Annotated in this window: 12 protein-coding genes and 1 pseudogene; 9 read left to right on the forward strand and 4 right to left on the reverse strand. The window is 61.0% G+C overall.

The genetic code is table 11. The annotated features are described in order from the left end of the window. Positions 1-75: 75 nt before the first annotated feature. The 3 genes from pelA to BV034_RS23115 form a co-directional block, all read right to left on the reverse strand. Positions 76-1,587 (reverse strand): pectate lyase, encoded by a 1,512-nt coding sequence (gene pelA, locus BV034_RS23105; RefSeq protein WP_050029336.1) that lies wholly within the window; start codon positions 1,585-1,587, stop codon positions 76-78. Positions 1,588-1,794: 207 nt separating this feature from the next. Then, positions 1,795-2,352 (reverse strand): Verru_Chthon cassette protein B, encoded by a 558-nt coding sequence (gene vccB, locus BV034_RS23110; RefSeq protein ID WP_050029337.1) that lies wholly within the window; start codon positions 2,350-2,352, stop codon positions 1,795-1,797. A 201-nt stretch (positions 2,353-2,553) separates the two neighbouring features. After that, positions 2,554-3,567 carry an NAD(P)-dependent alcohol dehydrogenase gene (locus BV034_RS23115; protein ID WP_050029338.1) on the reverse strand — a complete coding sequence of 338 codons (1,014 nt, stop codon included), beginning with the start codon at positions 3,565-3,567 and terminating at the stop codon, positions 2,554-2,556. Positions 3,568-3,771: 204 nt separating this feature from the next. On the opposite strand from BV034_RS23115, the gene rapA reads away from it, so the two are divergent. From rapA to BV034_RS36870, 3 genes and pseudogenes are all read left to right on the forward strand, one after another. Further along, the gene (rapA, locus tag BV034_RS23120) at positions 3,772-6,561 is read left to right on the forward strand and encodes an RNA polymerase-associated protein RapA (protein WP_050029339.1); all 2,790 of its coding nucleotides are present in this window, start codon (positions 3,772-3,774) and stop codon (positions 6,559-6,561) included. 83 nt (positions 6,562-6,644) lie between these two features. Then, on the forward strand, positions 6,645-7,685 hold the full coding sequence (locus BV034_RS23125) for an alpha/beta fold hydrolase (protein WP_265593366.1): 1,041 nt from the start codon (positions 6,645-6,647) through the stop codon (positions 7,683-7,685). A 94-nt stretch (positions 7,686-7,779) separates the two neighbouring features. After that, positions 7,780-8,761, forward strand: a pseudogene (locus tag BV034_RS36870) (Fic family protein). A gap of 62 nt (positions 8,762-8,823) precedes the next feature. Here the strand turns inward: BV034_RS36870 and BV034_RS36355 are convergent. Then, on the reverse strand, positions 8,824-9,000 hold the full coding sequence (locus BV034_RS36355; protein ID WP_265593369.1) for a hypothetical protein: 177 nt from the start codon (positions 8,998-9,000) through the stop codon (positions 8,824-8,826). Positions 9,001-9,562: 562 nt separating this feature from the next. On the opposite strand from BV034_RS36355, the gene BV034_RS23135 reads away from it, so the two are divergent. The 6 genes from BV034_RS23135 to BV034_RS23160 all read left to right on the forward strand — a co-directional run bounded on the left by BV034_RS23135 (position 9,563) and on the right by BV034_RS23160 (position 19,920). After that, positions 9,563-11,044, forward strand: a complete 1,482-nt coding sequence (locus BV034_RS23135) for a Wadjet anti-phage system protein JetA family protein (protein ID WP_050029340.1) — start codon at positions 9,563-9,565, stop codon at positions 11,042-11,044. 60 nt (positions 11,045-11,104) lie between these two features. Further along, positions 11,105-11,800, forward strand: coding sequence for a DUF4194 domain-containing protein (locus tag BV034_RS23140; RefSeq protein WP_050029341.1), 696 nt, complete (start codon positions 11,105-11,107; stop codon positions 11,798-11,800). A 35-nt stretch (positions 11,801-11,835) separates the two neighbouring features. Beyond that, positions 11,836-15,294, forward strand: coding sequence for an SbcC/MukB-like Walker B domain-containing protein (locus BV034_RS23145; RefSeq protein WP_050029342.1), 3,459 nt, complete (start codon positions 11,836-11,838; stop codon positions 15,292-15,294). A gap of 167 nt (positions 15,295-15,461) precedes the next feature. Further along, entirely contained in the window at positions 15,462-16,742 is a 1,281-nt protein-coding gene (locus tag BV034_RS23150; protein ID WP_050029383.1) for an NAD(P)/FAD-dependent oxidoreductase, read from the forward strand. Between the two features lie 106 nt (positions 16,743-16,848). Next, positions 16,849-18,327, forward strand: coding sequence for a cation:proton antiporter (locus tag BV034_RS23155; RefSeq protein ID WP_050029343.1), 1,479 nt, complete (start codon positions 16,849-16,851; stop codon positions 18,325-18,327). A gap of 21 nt (positions 18,328-18,348) precedes the next feature. Then, on the forward strand, positions 18,349-19,920 hold the full coding sequence (locus tag BV034_RS23160; RefSeq protein ID WP_050029344.1) for an NAD(P)/FAD-dependent oxidoreductase: 1,572 nt from the start codon (positions 18,349-18,351) through the stop codon (positions 19,918-19,920). Positions 19,921-20,123: the final 203 nt, after the last annotated feature.

Raw genomic sequence — 20,123 nt, forward strand, 5'->3', positions numbered from 1 at the left:
CCGACCCACGGCATCATGAAGGGGAATTCGATGAAATTACATCGTCACCCCTTTGTCACAAGGTCAGCGATCTTCCTATTTGCCCTGTTTCCAGCGCTTTTCCCACTTGGCCCACTCCTTCTCCTTCAGATCGCGCGGTTTGTTCGTGAAGTAGTCGTAGGCCACCTTGTTGTGCTGTGCCATTTCGTGATACGTGGCATACACCACCCCGTCCCCGGCGCCAGGAAAGATCGGCAATCCGCTCTCCAGGTCGTAGAACCGGGCCCAGAGCACTTCGGTGCTGGAGGGATCCTGCACATAGTCCGTACGCCCCTTCTCATTCTTGATCCTGCGGAGACCAATGATCTTTTTGGACTCCAACCAGGCAATGCCATCATTCACCACCCCGCGCATTTCTTCATTGAGCGGACCTTTGCGCATCAGGAAACGAAGCATCACGGCACTTTCCCCACCACTGAGGGATGGGGGCTCTTTCAACCGGGCCGCCGCGGGCACGAGTGTCAGCGGATCATGCTGGGCGCACCACACCGTACGCACGTCATTCAGCCGCACCTGGCAGGCCAGAAGGCAGTTCAACCCGCGATCAAATGCCGCTGTCGCCCTTTGCTTGAACTCCGCCGGTACCCAGGCAAACGGCGCATCGCCGTGGCTCACGGCGTGCAGTACCTCCAGCGCATGGGTCACGGCCCCGTCATTGAAGGTGATGCCCTCATGGTAGCCGGGTTCGAGGGGATAAACCTGGGGCCATCCCCCGTTGGGAAACTGCGCCGCGAGCAGCCAGTCGATGCCACGGAGCGTGGCGGCCCGGCAATCCTCCCGCCCATGTGCCTGCGCCACCTGGGCCAGGAACTTGATCTGCTCCGTGGTCGCACGGTTGTCGAGGGTGCCACAATAGTGCCAGCCCTTCCCGTCTTGACTGGTCCAGTGCGTGCCCGCCTGCCGGGGCCCTTTGGCATAGTCCACTGCTTTGCTCCAGCCACCAGAAGGAGTTTGGTAGGTCAACACGACGTCGGCGAGCTTCGCTGCCTCTGCGGTGGCGTACCAGGCCACATCCATCTTTTCGTCATCAAACTCAAACTCCTTGGAGTCCTCCGGTGCCGGAGTCGAGGCTCTTTGCCCAAGGCGTCGGCACTCCATGGCCAGAAACCTGCGTTCTTGAAGAGCCAAGCTCCTCGAGCGGGCGAGATACTCCTGCCAGACCTTGCGATCCGAATCTGGGAGAGCGTCAATCCGCGCCGGGGTGAGCAATTGCAAAGGACCATGGGGTTCGCAAACCCAGGTTCGGCTCAAACGCACCGTCTCTCCCTCTTTCGCCCGTATTTCCAGACTCTCCCACCCCACGTCTGGGATAGGGGTTACCAGTTTGAACTTCCCCTCGCCGTCTGCCTCAGGCAGAGCCTGCCACGATGCCTGCTCTCCGGCTCCCGGCAGGTTGAGTCGCCACTCCCATACGGCAGAGATTCCACTGGCAGTCCCGGTGTAGTGCAGCTCCAGCATGTCTTCACGCAGGTCACTGGTCCAGTCTGGGTCGGCCTTCGCGGAACTGAATGCAGCAAGAAGGAAAGAGAGCAGGGCGCGAAATTTCATGAGGAGCAATCCTTACAAAAGCCCCTCCCAACGGCGTTGCAAGGCATTCATGTCTGCTGCGGCCAGCCGCCGCACCCCTGTTACAAAAAAGCGCCCCCATGCTTACCGCACAGGGGCGCTCACGCGAACCGTCACCATCGGTTCGCTGGCCTATCACACACATCCAAGTTACACCATTTAACCAGCACAAAGATCCCCAGTCGCGCCTCAAAACTGGCGCGTGACCGTGTAGGCAACCTTCTCATGTTTGCTGTCTGCCTTGTCGAAATCGAAGTTGGCCTTTGGGCTCACGGCCACATGGAGGATCACCTTTCGGCTGTCGGAGCGCACGGAAACCCCGCCGCCTGGCAGTGTGGGAGCGTTGCCTGCATCCACGACCTCAAACTTGGCCACGTAGGAGAGAGCCTGGCCTTGGGCACCGGAGAGTCCACCTTCATTGCCAGCGGTGAGGCGGGTGCCCTCGCCGTCAAAGTAGCGCACAGCTCCGTGAAAATCAGCAAGCTTGCTCCAGCCTACGCCGCTGCCAGTCTTGTCGCCCCAATCAGCGGATTGCAGTTCACCGATCATCTGCTGGCAGATGCGGGAGGAGGAGATGGAGTCGCCTGCCTGGCGCAGGTTTTCCAGGCCGGCAGGAATCAGGCCCAACAGCGTAAGCATGCCCATGGAGGCGATGGCTACCGCGATGGCGACCTCGGGAAGAGAGAAGCCCTCTGCAACAGCGGAGGCACGGTGACGAATGGCACGGGTGAGCAGGGTCGTGTTCATGTCTTGTGAGTGATACAGGGGTTGAACGGGTCTGAATTGAAAGGTGCAGCACCGGCCAAGACAGGGCTCGATGCGGCACATTCTCCTCAAGCACCCGCCGTGCCACCGGCGTGCCAACATCTTCGCGCAGTCACATTCGTATCATTAAGCGTGACTTGCGGACACCGCTGGGCCTCACTCTCACCGCCGGCCCCTGCGAAGTCAGCTTCCACTGACCACAATCTTGCCAAAATGTGCTCCTGCCGCCATGTGCTCGAAGGCCGCTGGTGCGTCTTCAAACGCAAAGGTGCGGTCCAGCACAGGTTGGATGCCATTCTGCACAATGGCGCGGTTCATCTGCTCGAAATGCGCACGGCTGCCCACGTAGATGCCCTGGAGGGTGACGCTGCGTGCGATCACCGGCCAGGGATTGACAAGCCCCTCAAAGCCCGTAAGCACGCCGATGAGGCTGATGCGCCCGCCGTAGCGCACGGCATCCAGTGACTTCTGCAACGTGCCAGCACCACCCAGTTCTATGACCTGGTCTGCCCCTGATTTCTGAGTTAGTTCAAAAACCCGACGCTCCCAGTCTGGAGTCGTCTTGTAGTTGATGCCTTCATCCGCGCCCAGTTCCCTGGCCCGCGCAAGTTTGTCATCGCTGCTGGAGGTGATGATGACACGTGCCCCGTGCGCTTTGGCAAACTGGAGGGCAAAGATGGACACTCCGCCCGTCCCCAAGGTGAGAACTGTCTGACCGGCCAGCATCTGACCCTGACCCACGAGGGCGTTCCAAGCTGTGACGCCTGCACACGGCAGCGTGGCCCCAGCAGCAAAATCCAATGTGGTCGGCAGATGCACCAGTGCATCCGCCTTCGCAATCATGTACTCCGCCAGCACTCCCTGTAGCGCGCCGCCCAGAGCACTCTTCATGATGGCGTGCGTCATCCCACCCGCAGGCCAGCTTTGAAAGAAGGCCGGGATCACGCGATCCCCTTCCTTCCACTGGGCGACACCTGCCCCAAGGGCAGCGACTTCACCCGCGCAGTCTGATCCGATCGTAAACGGCAGCGGAAGATTCCCCGGGCGTTCGCGCCGGGTGGTGCCCAGATCACGATAGTTCAGGGAAACGGCACGGACTCGCACCAGCACCTCTCCCGGTCCGGGGGTTGGGGTGGGTACTTCCGTGAGCTTCAGTCCTTGAGGTCCAGTTGGTTGTGCGATTTGCCATGCTTTCATGCTGATGGAAGGTACGATGCCGACGGTGGGAGCGAACTCTCAGGCACCAGATTTTACTGACATTGCGAGCCCTCGATAGGGGTCAGGCCTACGTATTCGAAGGGATCTTCCTGAGATGCCAGATGAATCTTTGGGAATTGAGATGCTGAAAGGTTGAGCATTGCACTCAGCCCGCTAAGGTGCCGCCCCTCATTCTCTTCAGTCATGTCTATGGATCTGCCAGTCTCCGGTCAACGTTGGGTTAGCGATACTGAACCTGAACTTGGACTCGGCATCATATTAAAGGCGTCATTCGGACGGCTCGAAGTGCTCTTCCCCGCTGCGGCAGAGACCCGTCAATATGCGCTGAAGTCCGCTCCCCTCCGCCGTGTCCGCTTTGCGGAAGGTGATGTTGTGCAATCTCACGCGGGTGAGGACTTCACGGTTGTCAGTGTGGAGGAAGCCAACGGCCTGCTCGTGTACAAGACAGACAAGCGGGACTTGCCTGAGGCGGAGCTGTCTGACTCCATCAGCTTCAGCAAGCCGGAAGACAGGCTGACTGCCGGGCAGGTGGATGAGCTGGGCAGCTATGATTTGCGGATCAAGGGACTCCAGCACCGCAGCCGCATGCGCCAGAGCCCGGTGCGAGGCTATGTGGGCGGCCGGGTGGATCTCATTCCGCACCAGATGTTCATCGCTGGCGAGGTGGGCGGCCGCTTGGTCCCCCGCGTGCTGCTGGCGGATGAAGTAGGCCTGGGCAAGACCATCGAGGCGCTCCTCATTCTGCACCGCCTGCACCTGACCGGGCGCGCGGGACGCATTCTCATCCTGGTGCCAGAGGCGCTCGTGCACCAGTGGTTCGTGGAATTGCTGCGACGCTTCCACCTTCTCTTCCACATTTTTGATGAGGCGCGCTGCGAGTCTCTTGAGTCGCATGATGAGTCCGCGAACCCCTTCCTGGAAAGCCAGCTTGTCATTTGCAGCCTGGGCTTCCTCTCAAGCGACGAAAATCGCTCCCAACAGGCGCTGGAGGCTGGCTGGGACCTCGTGGTCGTGGATGAGGCCCACCACCTGGAGTGGACCCCGCAGGCCGCCAGCCCCCAGTACACACTGGTGGAATCGCTCGGCGCCAAGTGCCCCGGCCTGCTCCTGCTCACCGCCACCCCTCAGCAGCTTGGGCCTGAGGGCCACTTTGCCCGGCTCAGACTCCTCGATCCCAACCGGTATCAATCTCTTGAGAAGTTCCTGCAAGAGGCGGAGCACTATGAAGTGGTCGCGCAAGCGGTGGACCGGCTGCAATCCGGCCAGCCGCTCAGCAAGACAGACGTCAAGCTCTTTGGCGGACAGTCCGAGCGGGTGAAGAAACATTGCGAAGCGCTGGCAGGCGGTGATGAGGAAGCCCGCCCCCTGCTCATCACCGAGTTGCTGGACGAGTTTGGCACCGGTCGCGTTATGTTCCGCAACACGCGAGCTGCGCTCAAGGGTTTCCCCCTGCGCGAGGCCGCTCTCTACAAGCTGACGGTCAAGGCCTCAACCGCCCAAGACGATAGCGAGGACGACAGCACCACTGAAGACGCATCCGATCTCGGCCTGATCGCCAAAGTAAAGTGGCTCGCCGCCAAGCTCAAGGAGCTGGACCCGGCCAAGGTGTTGCTCATTTGCAAGACCAAGGACCTGGTGGAGGAGATCCACACGTTGTTGATTCATGAACTGAACGTCAACGTGGCCCTCTTTCATGAAGGGCTCTCCATGCTGCAGCGTGACCGCAACGCGGCCTATTTTGCCGAGGAGGACGGTGCCCGCGTGCTCATCTGCTCTGAGATCGGCAGTGAAGGACGGAACTTCCAGTTTGCCCACCATCTGGTGCTCTTTGACCTGCCGGAAAATCCGGAGCTGCTGGAACAGCGCATCGGACGTCTGGACCGCATCGGCCAAACGGACACGATTCACATTCACGTGCCCTATATAGCAGGCACCCAGGCCGAGGTGTTGGCCCGCTGGTATCAGGATGGGCTGGATGCATTCCAGAACATCCTGCACGGGGCCAATGAAGTCCGCGCCGCCGTAGCAGCTGATCTCAATCCCCTGCTGGAGAGCTTCAACGCCAAAAAGCTGACTTCGCTGATCACGAAGTCGAAGAAGCAGCGCACCCTCATCACCAAGAAGCTGGAGAAGGGGCACGACCGGCTCCTCGAACTCAGCTCCTGCCGCATCCCACAGGCCACCGCTATCATTGAGCAGATCCAGGAGCTCGACACTGATCGCGAGTTCGAGGAGTTCTTCATCCGGATGATGGACCACTTCGGCCTTCAAGTTGAGGAGCTCACCCATCGCACCTACCTTATCTCCCCGGGGCAGAATGTGGATGTGGCCCTGCCTGGCCTGCCGGAAGAGGGGCTCTCCATCACCTTTGACCGCTCAAGGGCCCTCACGCACGAGAACACCGCCTTCATGAGCCAGGACCATCCGCTCGTGCGCGGAGCCCTGGACCAGTTGCTGGGCAAAGAGACCGGCAATTCTGCCTTTGGGATCTGGAAGGGCTCCGGCAATGAAGGCCTCCTCTTGGAAACCTGCTACATCCTGGAGTGCACCGCCCCTGCTTCCCTGCACGCCGACCGCTTCCTGCCCGCGACTCCCGTGCTGGTGACGGTGGACCACGCCCAGGCTGACCGCACGGGCGACCACGGCATCCGCCCCGCCCGTCTGGACCGTGGCGACATCGCCAAGCTGCTCGATCGCGGCGTGGTGAAGAAAAAAGTGCTGCCAAGCATGCTCTCCACGTCAAAGAAACTGGCCGCCACCCAGATGGAGAAGCTCACTGCCAGTGCCGTGGAGGCCATGGAAGCCCAGTTGCAGAGCGAAATCGACCGCCTCGAAGATCTGCAAAAGATCAACGACCACGTGCGTCCCGAGGAAGTCGAAGCGTTGCGCAAGGAGAAGGACGAACTGACCAAGGCCATTGCAGGAGCGACGCTGCGCCTGGACGGGCTACGCCTCGTTTGGAAGATGGGTTGATGGGAGGCCCCAGGCTGCCGGATGCCAGACATCAGACCTGATTTGACGAAAACACCCTGTCGGGTGGAAGGTAATGGACATCCATGCCCCTCACTGAATCCACCTTCCGACCGCATCCTCTGCTGGCGAACGGGCATGTCCAGACCATCTGGCCGGTGCTCCTTCCACATGGGATTTGCATCCCTTGGGTGCAGGAGCGGTTGGAACTGGGCGACGGAGATTTTCTGGACCTCAACTGGCTCAGACATCCTGCGGGCCATGGATCAGGGCGCTTGGTCGTGCTGTCCCATGGGCTTGAGGGGTCAGCGGACGGGCTCTACATTCGCACGATGGCGGCGGCCCTTCACAAGAAGGGCTGGGAGGTGTTGGCTTGGAATTTTCGCGGTTGCAGCAGCGAGCCCAATCGTCTGCTTCGCTCTTACCACAGCGGGGAGTCTCAGGATCTGCGCACTTTGATTGAGGCCAAGGCGGGCGACTACGATCAGGTGGCCTTGGTCGGCTTCAGCTTGGGCGGCAACATTACCCTCAAGTATCTGGGCGAGCAACCACCCCACCCCAAGGTGGCGGCCGGCGCGGCCATCTCCAGCCCAGTTGACCTCGCTGCGAGCGCCCGCACGCTGGACCAGCTTTGGTCCAACAAGCTCTACCTGCATCGCTTTCTCGTCAGTCTGATTGCCAAGATCGAGGAAAAACACCAGCGATTCCCCGGCAAACTGGATGTGCGGGGTCTGCACCGCATCCGCACCTTCCGGGAGTTCGACGACCGCTACACCGCCCCTCTGCATGGATTCGCCGATGCCGCAGACTACTGGGCCCGCTGCAGTTCCAAACCTCTCCTCCCTCGCATTTCCGTGCCTGCACTCATCATCAGTGCGCGCAATGATCCGTTCCTGCCCGCAGAGTGTTTCCCTTTCGCCGAGGCGGAGGCCAACGCCCTGATTGAGCTGGATGTCCCGGCCTCTGGTGGGCACGTGGGGTTCGTGGAAAGCAACTACAGCACGACCTCATGGCTGGAGGGTCGGGTCGCAGGTTTTTTAGATCGGGCCCTCGGCCCATGCAAAACAATTGCCGGAGCTACCAACATGTTTATTCCCCCGCCTCCTTTTTTTGAGCGGCAGAAATGAGTCTTTTCCTCGCGGGCCTTTTCTGCAACTGATCATGGTGTGACTAGCCCCATCCCTCCCCTATTGCTCTCCACCGCTCACCTGCCCCTCCAGAGTGTCCGCTGACTACGAACCTCCTTTCACGCTGACGCCAGAGATCCTTGATCTCGTGGCACAGGTCAGCGAGGAGATTGGACGGCAGGGCTTTCACCAGGAGTCCTCGGTCACGCCAGCACTTCATAGAAGCAACCGGATTAAGAGCATCCAGGCATCGCTGGCCATCGAGAACAACAGTCTCACGCTCGAGCAAGTGACGGCAGTAGTGTCAGGGAAACGCGTTCTGGGCCCACCGCAAGAGATCCATGAAGTCCAGAATGCTTTCGCGGCCTATGAAGCCATGGGCTCTTCGAACCCTGCAAACGAAAAGCACTTGCTGGCTGCCCATCGAGTGCTCATGGGCGGGCTGATCAAAGATTCAGGGCGCTACCGGTCAGGTGGCATTGGCATCGCGCAAGGGGATGTGATTGTGCACTATGCTCCGCCAGCGGCCCGCGTCCCGGGCCTGATGAAAGATCTGCTCCACTGGCTCAAGAAGACCAAATTGCACCCCCTCATTGCCAGCTCGGTTTTCCACTACGAGTTCGAGTTCATTCTCCATTCTCCGACGGCAACGGCAGGATGGGGCGCCTCTGGCAAACGTTGGTGCTGAGCCGTTGGAAACCTCTGTTCGCTTCCTGCCGGTGGAGAGCGTGATCCGGGACCGACAATCTGACTACTACCGGGCTCTAGCTCTAGCGGACAAGCAGGGCCAGTCCACCCGATTCATAGAGTTCCTACTCTCGGCGGTGCTCGCAGCCCAGCATGAAGCGGCCTCGACCGACCAAGCTACCGACCAAGTCAAAGCCCTGCTCAAGTGTTTAGGATCCGCGGCTCTTACGACCTTGGAATGCATGGCCAAGCTTGGTCTCTCCCATCGGCCAACCTTCCGTCAGAACTACCTTCAACCGGCCTTGGACGCAGGATTGATCGAGCGGACGCTGCCAGACAGACCAAACAGCCCTCTGCAACGCTACCGTCAGACGCGGCAGCGGTCCTGATTTGTCTGAAGGGGTGAGAGGATCAGCCAAAAAAAACTTGCCGCAGCCCTCCGGAGGCAACGCTATCTCGCCAGCCCACCACTCCGATCGCGGACCTCGAATCGATCATTTACCCAGTAGGTGGCCAGGAAGTCCGGGGTGAGTTTGGGCATTCCATTCACAAAGTCCGTGCCGTACCAAATGACCACGGTGTATTCGGAGGCACGCCGCTTTATTTGATAGTGATAGTCCACCGTCATTCTGCGGAGGATTTTCGCTTCAAAGCGCTTTACCGCATCCAACGCCCTTTGCTCATCTGGCTTCAGCGGACCCTGTTTTGCGTATGGGTACCACGTCCCTGTTGCAAAGGTCTCGTTTGCTGGCCGGGATGTCGCTGGTGTCCAGCACCCCACCAACAGCCACATTGCAGCGAGCGCCACTCCGATTGCTTGAACACCATTCATGAATCCTTAGACAGTGCTGAAGGAACCAGTCAGGTCAAATGCTGGATCCGCACCTCTGATAGCGCAATTTGCGCTCGCACGGATGGCAGCAGGCCAGGAGCACCTCCTGTGATACAGCAATCCTGAAGTCATCCGCAAGATGCAGAAGGCAGCACGGACTACGGAGAAATCGTACACCAAGCCTCCCACCATCCAGCTTCCGCAGGCTGAAGCCTGTACTCCGTACAACTTCGCCCCCTACACCCCGCCAACTGCCAACTGCCAACTGCCAACTGCCAACTGACTTCCCCCTCACCCGCACTTGACCCTCTCCCCGCCCAAGTGTTCCCTTCCTGTCCCGCCCCTCTCACCTCCCACCATGCAAACCTTCTCCGAAAGCCTGCTTCGCGAAATCCGCGATCTGGCGTTCTTCCGCGTCTTAAGCGGGAAGAATGCGATGGTGTATGTGGACGTCTTGGAGGCGCTGGACAGGGAATCGGAGGAGCGGCCTGACGGGCTCGCCAGGGAGGAGGCGATCGCCATGATCGCCGAAATCCTGACGGATCATCCTGAATTTCAGCCAGATACACTCACGCCTGAAGGAGAGCCCGCCCCGGCAGCGTCGTTTTCAGACCTCGAAGCCCTAAGCTTGACCGCCCGGGAAAAGGCCCGCCAGGTCCTGGACCACCTCGTCCGCTGCCGCTGGCTGGAGGAACCACCCCGTCGAGACTGGCAACGTCGGGTGTACTTCGACGCCCACAGTTCCACCATGATGATGGCGCTGCGGAAGATCGCCTTCCCAGACGCCGCCGTCTTCACAGACAAGCTCCTGGCCGTGTGCGCCCTCCTCTTCAACGAGGTGGAGATCATCGAGCGCCCCTGGCAGACGGTGGAGAACTGCCTCAGCTACGCCCGCCAGGGTCTCAATGAGCTGCGCACCATGCAGAAGTCCGTGCAGCGCCTCACTCGCAGGCAGTTGGAGGAAGACACCCTGAAGGGCAACCTGGAGATGGTCTTCGACCGGTATGCCGAGGAGGTGGCCCACACCTGCTACGCCGAACTGGTCCGCGCCCGCCTGCCCACCCGTCTGCCAGATGCCGTTCGCCGTATCGGCGAGCGCTTGATGGACTCTTTCGATACCATGTCTGCCATGCAGACGGAGTACCTGCGCCGCCACGACGGCATGAGCGCCGAAACCGCCCGGGCGAAGGTACGCAACACCTTGGACGAGCTTTCCCGCCTGCTGGAAATGGTGCTGCCCATGGCGGATGAAATCGACCGCCGCACCGCCGACTTCACCCGCCGCTCGCTGGCCCGGTTCCGCTATCTCCAGGAAGTCACCGGCGAACGTCGGGGCGAAATGCGCGAATTCTTCGAGCAGGTGAACCGCATGCTGAAAGGCCGCCGGTTCACCGGCAATTGGGAGCTCGAACCCGAGTTGCCCCCCTGCCGCATGCCGGAGGCCCAGATCCCGGCGGGCCGTGACTCACTCTACGAGCCGCCTCAGCGTCGCACCGCCCAGGAGCAGGAGGCCATGGCGGATGAGGAACTCTCCGATGAGGATCGCGATGCTGGACTGAGGGACATGGAGCGCGCTCTGAAAGAGTCCCTCAGCGTCCGCCGGGCCAACGCCTTCGTCGCGGACATGCCCGGCAGCAAAGGTGCAGCCATTTCCAGCGCCGATCTGCCGTGGGAGGAGTCGCGCAGCACCGCCGATCTTCTCGCGCTCATCCTCCACGCGGAGTCTCCCGACGCCCGCTACCGCCTCGAAACCGACCGCCAGATCGAGGAAACAGAATCCCCCACCCTCGATCCCTTCCCCGGTGGCCGAGTGGAGCGATTCCGGCTCATCAAAAAGTAGCGCGTAGCGCCAAAGCGGCCCCTTCTCCCTTACCCCTCTTCCCTTTTCCCTCTCTCATCCATGCCTACCCACGATCCCGACTTCCTCCACGTGGACCAGCCGCCGGAGACTCTCCTGCGTCTGCCGGAGGCGGATCGTGCCCAGCTCGGAGATGCGCTTCAGGAGCTGCTCACCCACGGCTCAATCCTCGGGCTGGAGGCAGGTCAATCGGCCCTCTATCACTGGTGCCGGCAGAACTTCGAATGGCTGCGGGAGACCGCGACCCTGCTGGGGCTGGATGTGGCCCTGCTGCATGAGGAGCGCATGGTCCAGGCCCTGCCGCGCATCGCCAGCCTGCAGCTCCGGCTTCGTCAGGATGCCACCCTCATCTGGCTGGCCCTCTGGTACGCCGGGGACGTGCGCTGGCGTGATGAAGGCCAGACTCAGGCACTGCTGAGCGTGGGCGAGCTCAATTCCCTCCTCAAGGACCAGCTTCTGCCCGATCTCGCCAGCCTGCCCACCCGCACCCGCATGCGGGAGATCCTGCGACAGTCGGCGCGGTTCAATCTCATCCGTTTCACGCTGGCCGAGCCATTTGAAGATTCCGGCATAGAGGTGCTGCCCGCCATCCGCCGCGTGGTCCCGTTTCAGGACCTGGCAGACTGGACCCGCAGTGCGGCCGTCTTCAAGCGCGAGGAAACTACCGATCTGGAAGGCTCCGTGGCAGACACCTCCCCCGGCTCGCTTGAGGCAGCGGAAGATGACTTCGCGGCCTAGCTCCTCCCCCCACCCTTTTCTTCCCCTTACCGACCATGCCCGCCGCCACTGGAGCCCCCGCCTTGGATGACCCGGACTTTTCCGGAGCCGCCCTGCCCGGCACCTCCTCCCGCAACAGCCGCGCCATCCGGCTCACGCGCATTCATGCGCTGAACTGGTACGGCTACCAGGACAGCCTTGCGGTTAAAGGAAACCTCGTGCTCGCCGGCCTCACCGGATCCGGCAAGTCCATCCTCATGGACCTGGTCATGCTCGTGCTCGTGGGCCCGGAGAAAGCGCGCCACCACTTCAACCGCAGCGCCACCGGCACCCAGAGTGATCGCACGCTCAAGGGCTACTGCCTGCTCGATACGAAGCGGGAGGAGAATGGTCAGCCCACCTACTATCGCGACAAAGGGGCCACCACCTACGTGGCACTGGAGTTCACCTGGCCGGGCGGCCAACGCATTGAGACCTGGGGACTGCGCATCGAGTTCCGCAACGCCAGTGAGAACGACGGCCAGATCACCCCCTTCTTCTGCAAGGGCAGTCTGGAGCGGGCCGACTTCCTCACTGCCTGGCTGGATGGCAAGAAACGCCCCAGCGAGCTGCCCGCCTTTCGTGCCCTCATTGACGCCCGCGCCGGCCGCACTTTTGCCTCCTCCCGCGAGTACCTGCGGGACATGAGCAACCCGGAGCACCTGAATTTCAACCGCGAGGTGCTGGACCGCCTGCTGCCCAGCGCCATGTCCTTTACCAACCTCAAGAGCTTCGACGACTTCTGTCGTCGCTTCGTGCTCCCTGGGGAGTCGGTGCCTGTGGAGGACGTCACCGCCAGCTATCGCGACTTCCAGTCCTATGAGCAGGAACTGAAGTCCCTCCGTGCACAGCTCGAACGCTTGCAGCGCATTCGCGATCTTTCCCAGAAGCTGGAGTCCTCCATCCGCGATCGCGATGTGGCCCGCTATCTCCACGGCGAGCTCTCTCATGAACACGCCAAACAACTGGTGGAGAGCGGTGAGAAACGGCTGGCGGAGTTAAAAGTGGCCCACGCCGCTGAGCAAGCGCAGCTGGATGAGCTGGACCGCCAGATTCAGCAAGCCACCGCCGAGCGTGAGCGCCTGCTGGCCGTGCTGAACGAGACCTCAGAAGGTCGCCTCTATGGCCAGCTCAGCGCCCAAGTGAAAGAGCTGGAAGGCCGCGTGGAAAGCCTTAGCAGCCTGCAAGCACGCGTGGAAGACCGCCTGCGCCGCCGCGTGGACAATGCCCGCGAATGGCTGGAGAAGATGCGGGCCGCCTCCATCGTGGCACCCTTGGACGGCCGTGCCATGGAAAAAGCCATCCGCACCCTGGATGATTGCGAAGCCCACGCCACCTTCAATGCCCTGTCCGCCGTGCGCGCGGCCGCAGAGCAACTCTGCCAGGACCTGCGCCGCTCCGTGAGCAACGAGACGCAGAAGCTCCAAACCCTGCGTCGCCAGGAGGAGGAACTCAGCCAGCAGCTAACCGCCTTGCGTTCCGGCCTGCCGCCCATCCCACAACCGCTGCTGCACACGCTTAATGAGCGACTCCCCCGTCTCCCCGGCGAGCCCACCGCCCGGGCTCTGCGCGATCTCTGTGAAGTGAATGACGAACGCTGGCGGGAGGCTCTGGAGGTGGCCTTCACAGACAAGTTCTCCATCGTCGTGCCCGAGCAGCACTACGAGGATGCACTGAAAATTTACCACGAACTCAAGCCCGCCTCACAGAGCGTGCTCGCAGCGGCGGAGTCCCTCATCCATCCCCGTCGCGCGCTCGCCCTGTCACGGGAAGTCCTCCCCGGATCCCTGGCTGAGAAGATTGAGACCAACGACGCCGTAGCTCGCGCCATGCTGGACCACCTCTTTGGCGGCATGATCTGCGTGGAGACTCTGGCTGAACTGGAAAAGCACTCTGCCGCCATCTTGCCAGACGGCTTGACCCTGCGCGATGCCCAGGCCCGCCGCGCCCGTCACTACGACGGGCTCCCCTTCATCGGTCAACGCGGTCTGCAACGCCAGCGCGACATCAAGGCCAGCCAGTTGAAGGAAGTCGAGGCGCAGATCCGTCGGCTTGAGCCCATTGAGCGGGCCGTGCAGGAGTCCATCAACCTCCTGCCCCAGATGATCCCGGATCACAACAGCATGGTGCAGGATCTCAGCAAGCTGGAAACGCTGCCCGAGATGGAGTCCAACCTCGACAAAGCCCGTCGCACCCTCGCCGATCTGGACACCTCCGCCTACGCCTCCATCGCCGAGCAGGCGGAAGAATGGCAGCCCCGCATCCGTGCGTGGAACAGCGAGAAGCTCGACATCGTCGGCAAAGGCAGCCACCGCGAGATTGAGCAGACCGAGAAGATGCTGGACAGGCGCCGCCAGGAACTCAGCGAAAGCCTGGAGGCCTTCACCCGCACCAAGATGCAGGTGGATATTTCCTTGTACCTAGAGCGACTGAAATCCTGGCGCGACGACATGCGCATGAAGTACCTGGTGCCGGATGTGATGGCCCGGGAGTTCGAGAAAGCCCGCGCCTCCGCCAGTGAGGAGGCCATCCGCTCCGAGGGCGACCTCAAGCAGGCGATGACGGACTTCAAGAAGACCTTCCAGCCCAAATTCGATGACCTGCCTGAGGACGGTCGGACGGCCGCTCCGTATGAGAGGGTGCTCGCCCGCATCGAAGGGGCCAGCATCATCGAGTACGAAAAGAAGGCCCAGTCTGAGAAAGCCCGCTGGGAAACGCTCTTCCGCACCCAGGTGCTCAGCCGCATGCAACGCGCGCTCAAGCGGGTGGAGGACATCATCTTCCTCCTCAACAAGCAGCTCAAGCGCCCCATTGGTCGCGACCTCTACAAGATCCGCCGCGAGCCCAACCCGGACTTCAAGTTTTACCGCGAACTCATCGACCTCAACGCGCTTCACCAGGAAGACGGCCTGTTTTACAACAGCATCGGCGGCGAACTCCGCCAGGCCCTTGACTCATTCCTCAACACCCTCGTCCACAACGCCAACACTCCCGAGGCCGCCCGGCTGCTGGACTACCGCCAGTATTACGACTACAAGCTCCAGGTCACCGACATCCACAACCCCGACGCCGCTCCCATTGATGTGGACAAGCAGGGCCGCAAGATGAGTGGCGGAGAGAACCAGAGCCCCTACTTCGTCGCCATCCTCGCCAGCTACCTCCACGCCTACAACCGGCACGAGACCCGCTGGAAGGAGCCCTCCCTGGCCCTCGTCCCCATTGACGAAGCCTTCTCCAAGCTCTCCGGCGAGCGCATCCAGGACTGTATTGGAGCGATCGGCGAACTCGACCTCCAGGGCGTATTCTCCATGTCCAGCGGCAACATCCCCTACGCCTTCAGCCTCTGCGACGAGCTCATCGTCATCACCAAACGCGAAGAACGCTCAGGCAACCGCAGCGGCATCCGCAACGTCCCCAGCGTCCTCTTCAGTGACACCACGGAAGGCAAGGAGTGGATGGAGAAGCATAAGGCGTAAAAAGTTCTTGGTTCTTAGTTCCTTGTGCTTGGTTCAGGCCCCTAGACGCGCTCGGAGCTCTGCTTATCCCTCTTCCCTTATCCCTTGACCCTTCATATCAGACCGGCATAACACCCATGCCAAAATATCATTTCCGGCATTAAAGCTCCTGCCCCACAATGTCCCGCATGAGCACCTCATACGATGTCATTGTCATTGGCGGCGGTCCGGCAGGTTCCAGTTCATCGGCTATCCTTGCGGAGGAGGGTCACAAGGTGCTCCTTCTGGAGCGGGAGAAGTTCCCCCGCTACCATATTGGCGAGTCGCTCATCCCTTTTACCTACTTTCCGCTGGAGCGTCTTGGCCTGGTGGAGCGCATGAAGAAGTCCCACTTCGTGAACAAGTACAGCGTCTGCTTCGTGCCGCCCCACGGTCGCACCAGCCAGCCGTTCTACTTCTTCAACCGCTACGACAAGGACACCGTCGCCTCCACCTGGCAGGTGCTGCGCTCAGAGTTTGACCAGATCCTCCTCGACAACTCCCGTGAGAAAGGCGTGGAGGTGAAGGAGCAGACCAAGGTTCTCGAACTGCTGCGTGACGGAGATTTGAAAGTCATCGGCGTGCGTGCCCAGAGCCACGACGGCACCATCACTGACTACTACGCACGCATCACGCTGGACTGTACGGGCAAGGAGGCCTTCACCACCGTGCGCAACGGCTGGAAGGTGCGTGACCCCTACCTGAACAAGGTGGCCGTATGGACCTACTACAAGGGATCCCGCCGCGAACCGGGCATCGATGAAGGCCAGACCACGGTCGCCTTTGTGAAGGACAAGGGCTGGTTCTGGCACATCCCCCAGCACGACGACATGGTCAGTGTGGGCGTGGTGGCAGAGGGCAAATACCTCTCCCGCGACGGCATCAAAGATGCGGAAGGCATCTTCAAGCGTGAAGTGGAGGAGAATCTGTGGATCAAGGAATCTCTCTCCCACGGCCAGCAGGTCGGACAATACTACATCACCAGTGAGTACACCCACCACGCGAAGCATTGTGGCAGCGATGGCCTCCTCCTGGTGGGCGATGCTTTTGCTTTCCTCGATCCCGTGTTCAGCAGCGGCCTCATGTTCGCGATGAAGAGCGGCGTGCTGGCTGGTGAGGAGGTCAGCAAGGGCCTTAAGGAAAACGACCTCAGCCCATCCCGCTTCGTCAAATATTCCCAGGAGTTGCGCCAGGGAGTGGAGAACATGCGCAAGCTCGTTTACGCCTTCTACGATCCCAACTTCAGCTTCGGCAAGCTCATCCGCAACCACCCTGATGCCCAGGGTTCCGTGACCGACTGCCTGAGCGGCGATGTGAACAAGGACTACAGCGTCCTTTGGGATCAGATCCGCGAGCTGGTGCCCCTTCCGGACGATCTTCCCCTCGGTGAGCCCGAGGTGCGGACTCAAGAACTGGCCGCTGCGTCCTGATCATTTTGACGGATTCAAGGCTCGCCTTTTCCAAAGGAGGAGGCGGGCTTTTTTTCGCGCTTCTTCATTCAATCTCTCAGCTCACCCTCCCCTACTCTCCCTTCCCATGAATCGCATCACCGTGATTTATGTTCTGATCCTGACGATCGTCACAGCCGCCATCTTTGCGGTGATTCACGCAGGTGCAGATCTGCCCGCTCCAGCTCCAATCAATGGCCCTGCGGGAGTGGTCACCCCAGCCGCGGCCGCCGCACACCCGGCCGCCGCCGTCGCCATCTCTCAGTCCGCCGGAGAGGCCATGGTTGCGAATCTGAAGGAGAACTTCAAACACCCCCTCAGCCAGCTCTTCCTCCAGTTGGTGGTCATCATCGCCATCTCCCGCACTGTCGGGAAACTGTTCACCTTCATGGGGCAGCCCTCGGTGGTGGGGGAAATGGCGGCGGGCATTCTGCTTGGGCCGTCTCTATTCGGTTTGCTTACTCCAGACCTTTTCCAGTTTGTCTTCCCCGCCAACTCTCTCAACACGATCAAGCTTCTCAGCCAGGTCGGTGTGTGTCTCTTCATGTTCTCGGTGGGCATGGATCTGAACATCTCCCATGTGCGCAACAAGGCGCACACCGCCGTCGTCGTGAGCCACGCGAGCATCGTATTTCCCTACCTGCTGGGGGTGGTGCTGGCCTATTTCCTCTACACCAGCATGGCGGCCCCTGGGGCTTCATTCATCGCTTTCGCGCTGTTTATGGGCATCTCCATGAGCATCACCGCCTTCCCCGTGCTGGCCCGCATTCTTCAGGAGCGCGGCATGACGAAGTCCTTCCTCGGAAGCACCGCCATCACCTGCGCTGCGGTGGATGATGTGACCGCCTGGAGCATCCTGGCCTTCGTGGTTGCCATCGCCCGCTCCACCAGTTTGGGTGGTTCTGCTTTGAACCTGCTACTCATCGGAGCTTTCATGCTCGTCATGGTGGCCATAGTGCGGCCTGGTCTGCCCAAGTGGCTGGGTGAGAAGCGGCTGAAGGCGGAGAACCCGTCCAAGGGGGTTATGGCCACCGTGATCTGCGTCGTGGTGGCCTCTGCGCTCTGCACAGAAGTGATCGGCATTCACGCCCTCTTCGGCGCCTTCCTTGCCGGAGCCATCATGCCAGATCTGCACGGATTCCGCCACAAGCTCCATGTGCGCATCGAGAACTTCAGTTCCGTTCTCCTCCTCCCCCTCTTCTTTGTCTTCACCGGTCTGCGTACCCAGATCGCCCTGCTGCACGATCTCTCCGGTTGGGGCATGTGCCTGATCATCATCGCTGTGGCATCCCTCGGCAAGCTGGGTGGCACCGCCCTCACTGCCCGCCTCACCGGCATGGGCTGGCGCGACTCCCTGCAACTGGGAGCCCTTATGAACACCCGTGGTCTCATGGAGCTCATTGCGCTGAATATTGGCTACGATCTGGGCATCCTCTCACCCCGCATTTTCACCATGCTGGTGATCATGGCCCTGGCCACCACCGCTCTCACAGGCCCGCTTCTCACCTGGTTTGGTGCCCAGAAGTCGCCTGAGCCGGAAGGCCAGCCTCATCCCGCCCAGTCGTAGACAAAACGGCTTGATTGTGGCATGAAAAAGACCATGCAAGTCGAGCCCCCCTCTTCTGACTCCACCTACGATGTCGTTGTTATCGGCGGCGCCCTATCGGGTGCCGCCACCGCCACGCTGATCCTCCGGCACAACCCCGGCGTACGGCTCCTCATTGTAGAAAAATCAGAGAAACTGGGACGCCGCGTGGGCGAGGCCACCGTGGAAATCAGCGCCTACTTCATGGGGCGGGTGCTCGGCCTTACCCAGTACCTCAACGAGAACCAACTCGTAAAACAGGGCCTGCGATTCTGGTTCAAGAACGACGAGGTCAAGAACCTCTCCGAAGCCAGCGAGCTGGGGGCCAAATACCTCTCCCGCATCGCATCCTACCAGCTCGACCGCTCCACTTTCGATGAGGAGGTCCTACGCCGCGCCGGTCTGGCCGGCGCCGAGATCATCCGCCCTGCCACCGTGTCCAATGTGGTGCTGAACGACGGCGGCATGCAGTCCCTTGACGTGAGTCACCAAGGGCAAAAGCGCACCATCAGCACCCGCTGGATCGTGGATGCCTCCGGTTTGGCTGCTGTACTGGCCCGCAAGAACGGCTGGTGGCGCAGCAACACGGAGCACCCCACGGCAGCAGCCTGGTCACGATGGACCAATGTCAAAGACTGGGACTCACGCGAACTGGCGGTCAAATATCCCGAATGGTCCCGCGCCGTTTACGGTATCCGCAATACCGCCACCAACCACATCATTGGCGATGGCTGGTGGAGTTGGTGGATTCCCCTCAAAGGCGGCTCCGTCAGCGTTGGTGTGGTGTTTGACCAGCGCATCGTCGATTTCCCCCAGGAAGGCGGCAAGGTCGCCGACCGTCTGAAGACCTTCCTCATGAAACACCCGGTGGCCGCGGAAATGCTGGCCGACGCGGAGTATGACGAGGAAGACGTCCACTGGCGGCGCAATCTGGCCTACTACAGCACCACCTTCGCTGGCGATGGCTTTGTGCTGGTGGGTGATGCGGCCGCGTTCATGGATCCATTCTACAGCCCAGGCATGGACTGGATTTCCTTCAGCACCAGCAGCGCCGCCAACCTCATCACGCAGCAACGCAATGGCAAGCCCATGACCGAGCTGGTGGTGAAGTACAACCGCGATTTCAGCGTCTGCCATCGCCGCTGGTTCAACTCGCTCTACAAGGACAAGTACGAGTACATGGGCGAGTTCGACCTCATGAGCCTCGCCTTCCGCCTGGATCTGGGCCTCTACTACTGGGGCGTCGTTGAGGCTCCTTACAATCACGGTGAGACCGCCCTCTATGCCCCGCCATTTTCTCCTCCCAGTGGCGTGATCTTCTCCAAGCTGATGAGCACGTACAACCGCCGCTTTGCGAAGATCGCCCGCCGTCGCCGCCGCGTTGGCACCCTCGGCCGAACCAACAAAGCCAATCGCTGCCTCATCCCCGGCTTCATGCTCAAGCGCAGCGATACCCTGCGTCTCTTCCCCCTCCTGGCAGAATGGGCCTGGCTGGAGATCAAAGAAGGTTGGCGCAGCTGGCTGGAACCCGACGAAGGCCCTCCGCTCATGGAGAAAGCCGCGCCCGCGGCATAGTCCGTCGAGGAGCATAGGCCCTTCCCTCGCACTCCTTGGTCACCGGGATCCAAACACGCGAAGCGTCTTGGAGTGCCGGTGGCTCGACCTAGCTTTCGCCAGCTGAGAAAGCGAACAAACGATATAGATGCAGCGGTCGGGTGAAAACGGCTCGAACGATGACCCTTCGCTGAAACAGCAAACTCGGCAACATCGCCCACGGC

This window comes from Verrucomicrobium sp. BvORR034 (assembly GCF_000739635.1).
Lineage (GTDB): Bacteria > Verrucomicrobiota > Verrucomicrobiia > Verrucomicrobiales > Verrucomicrobiaceae > Verrucomicrobium.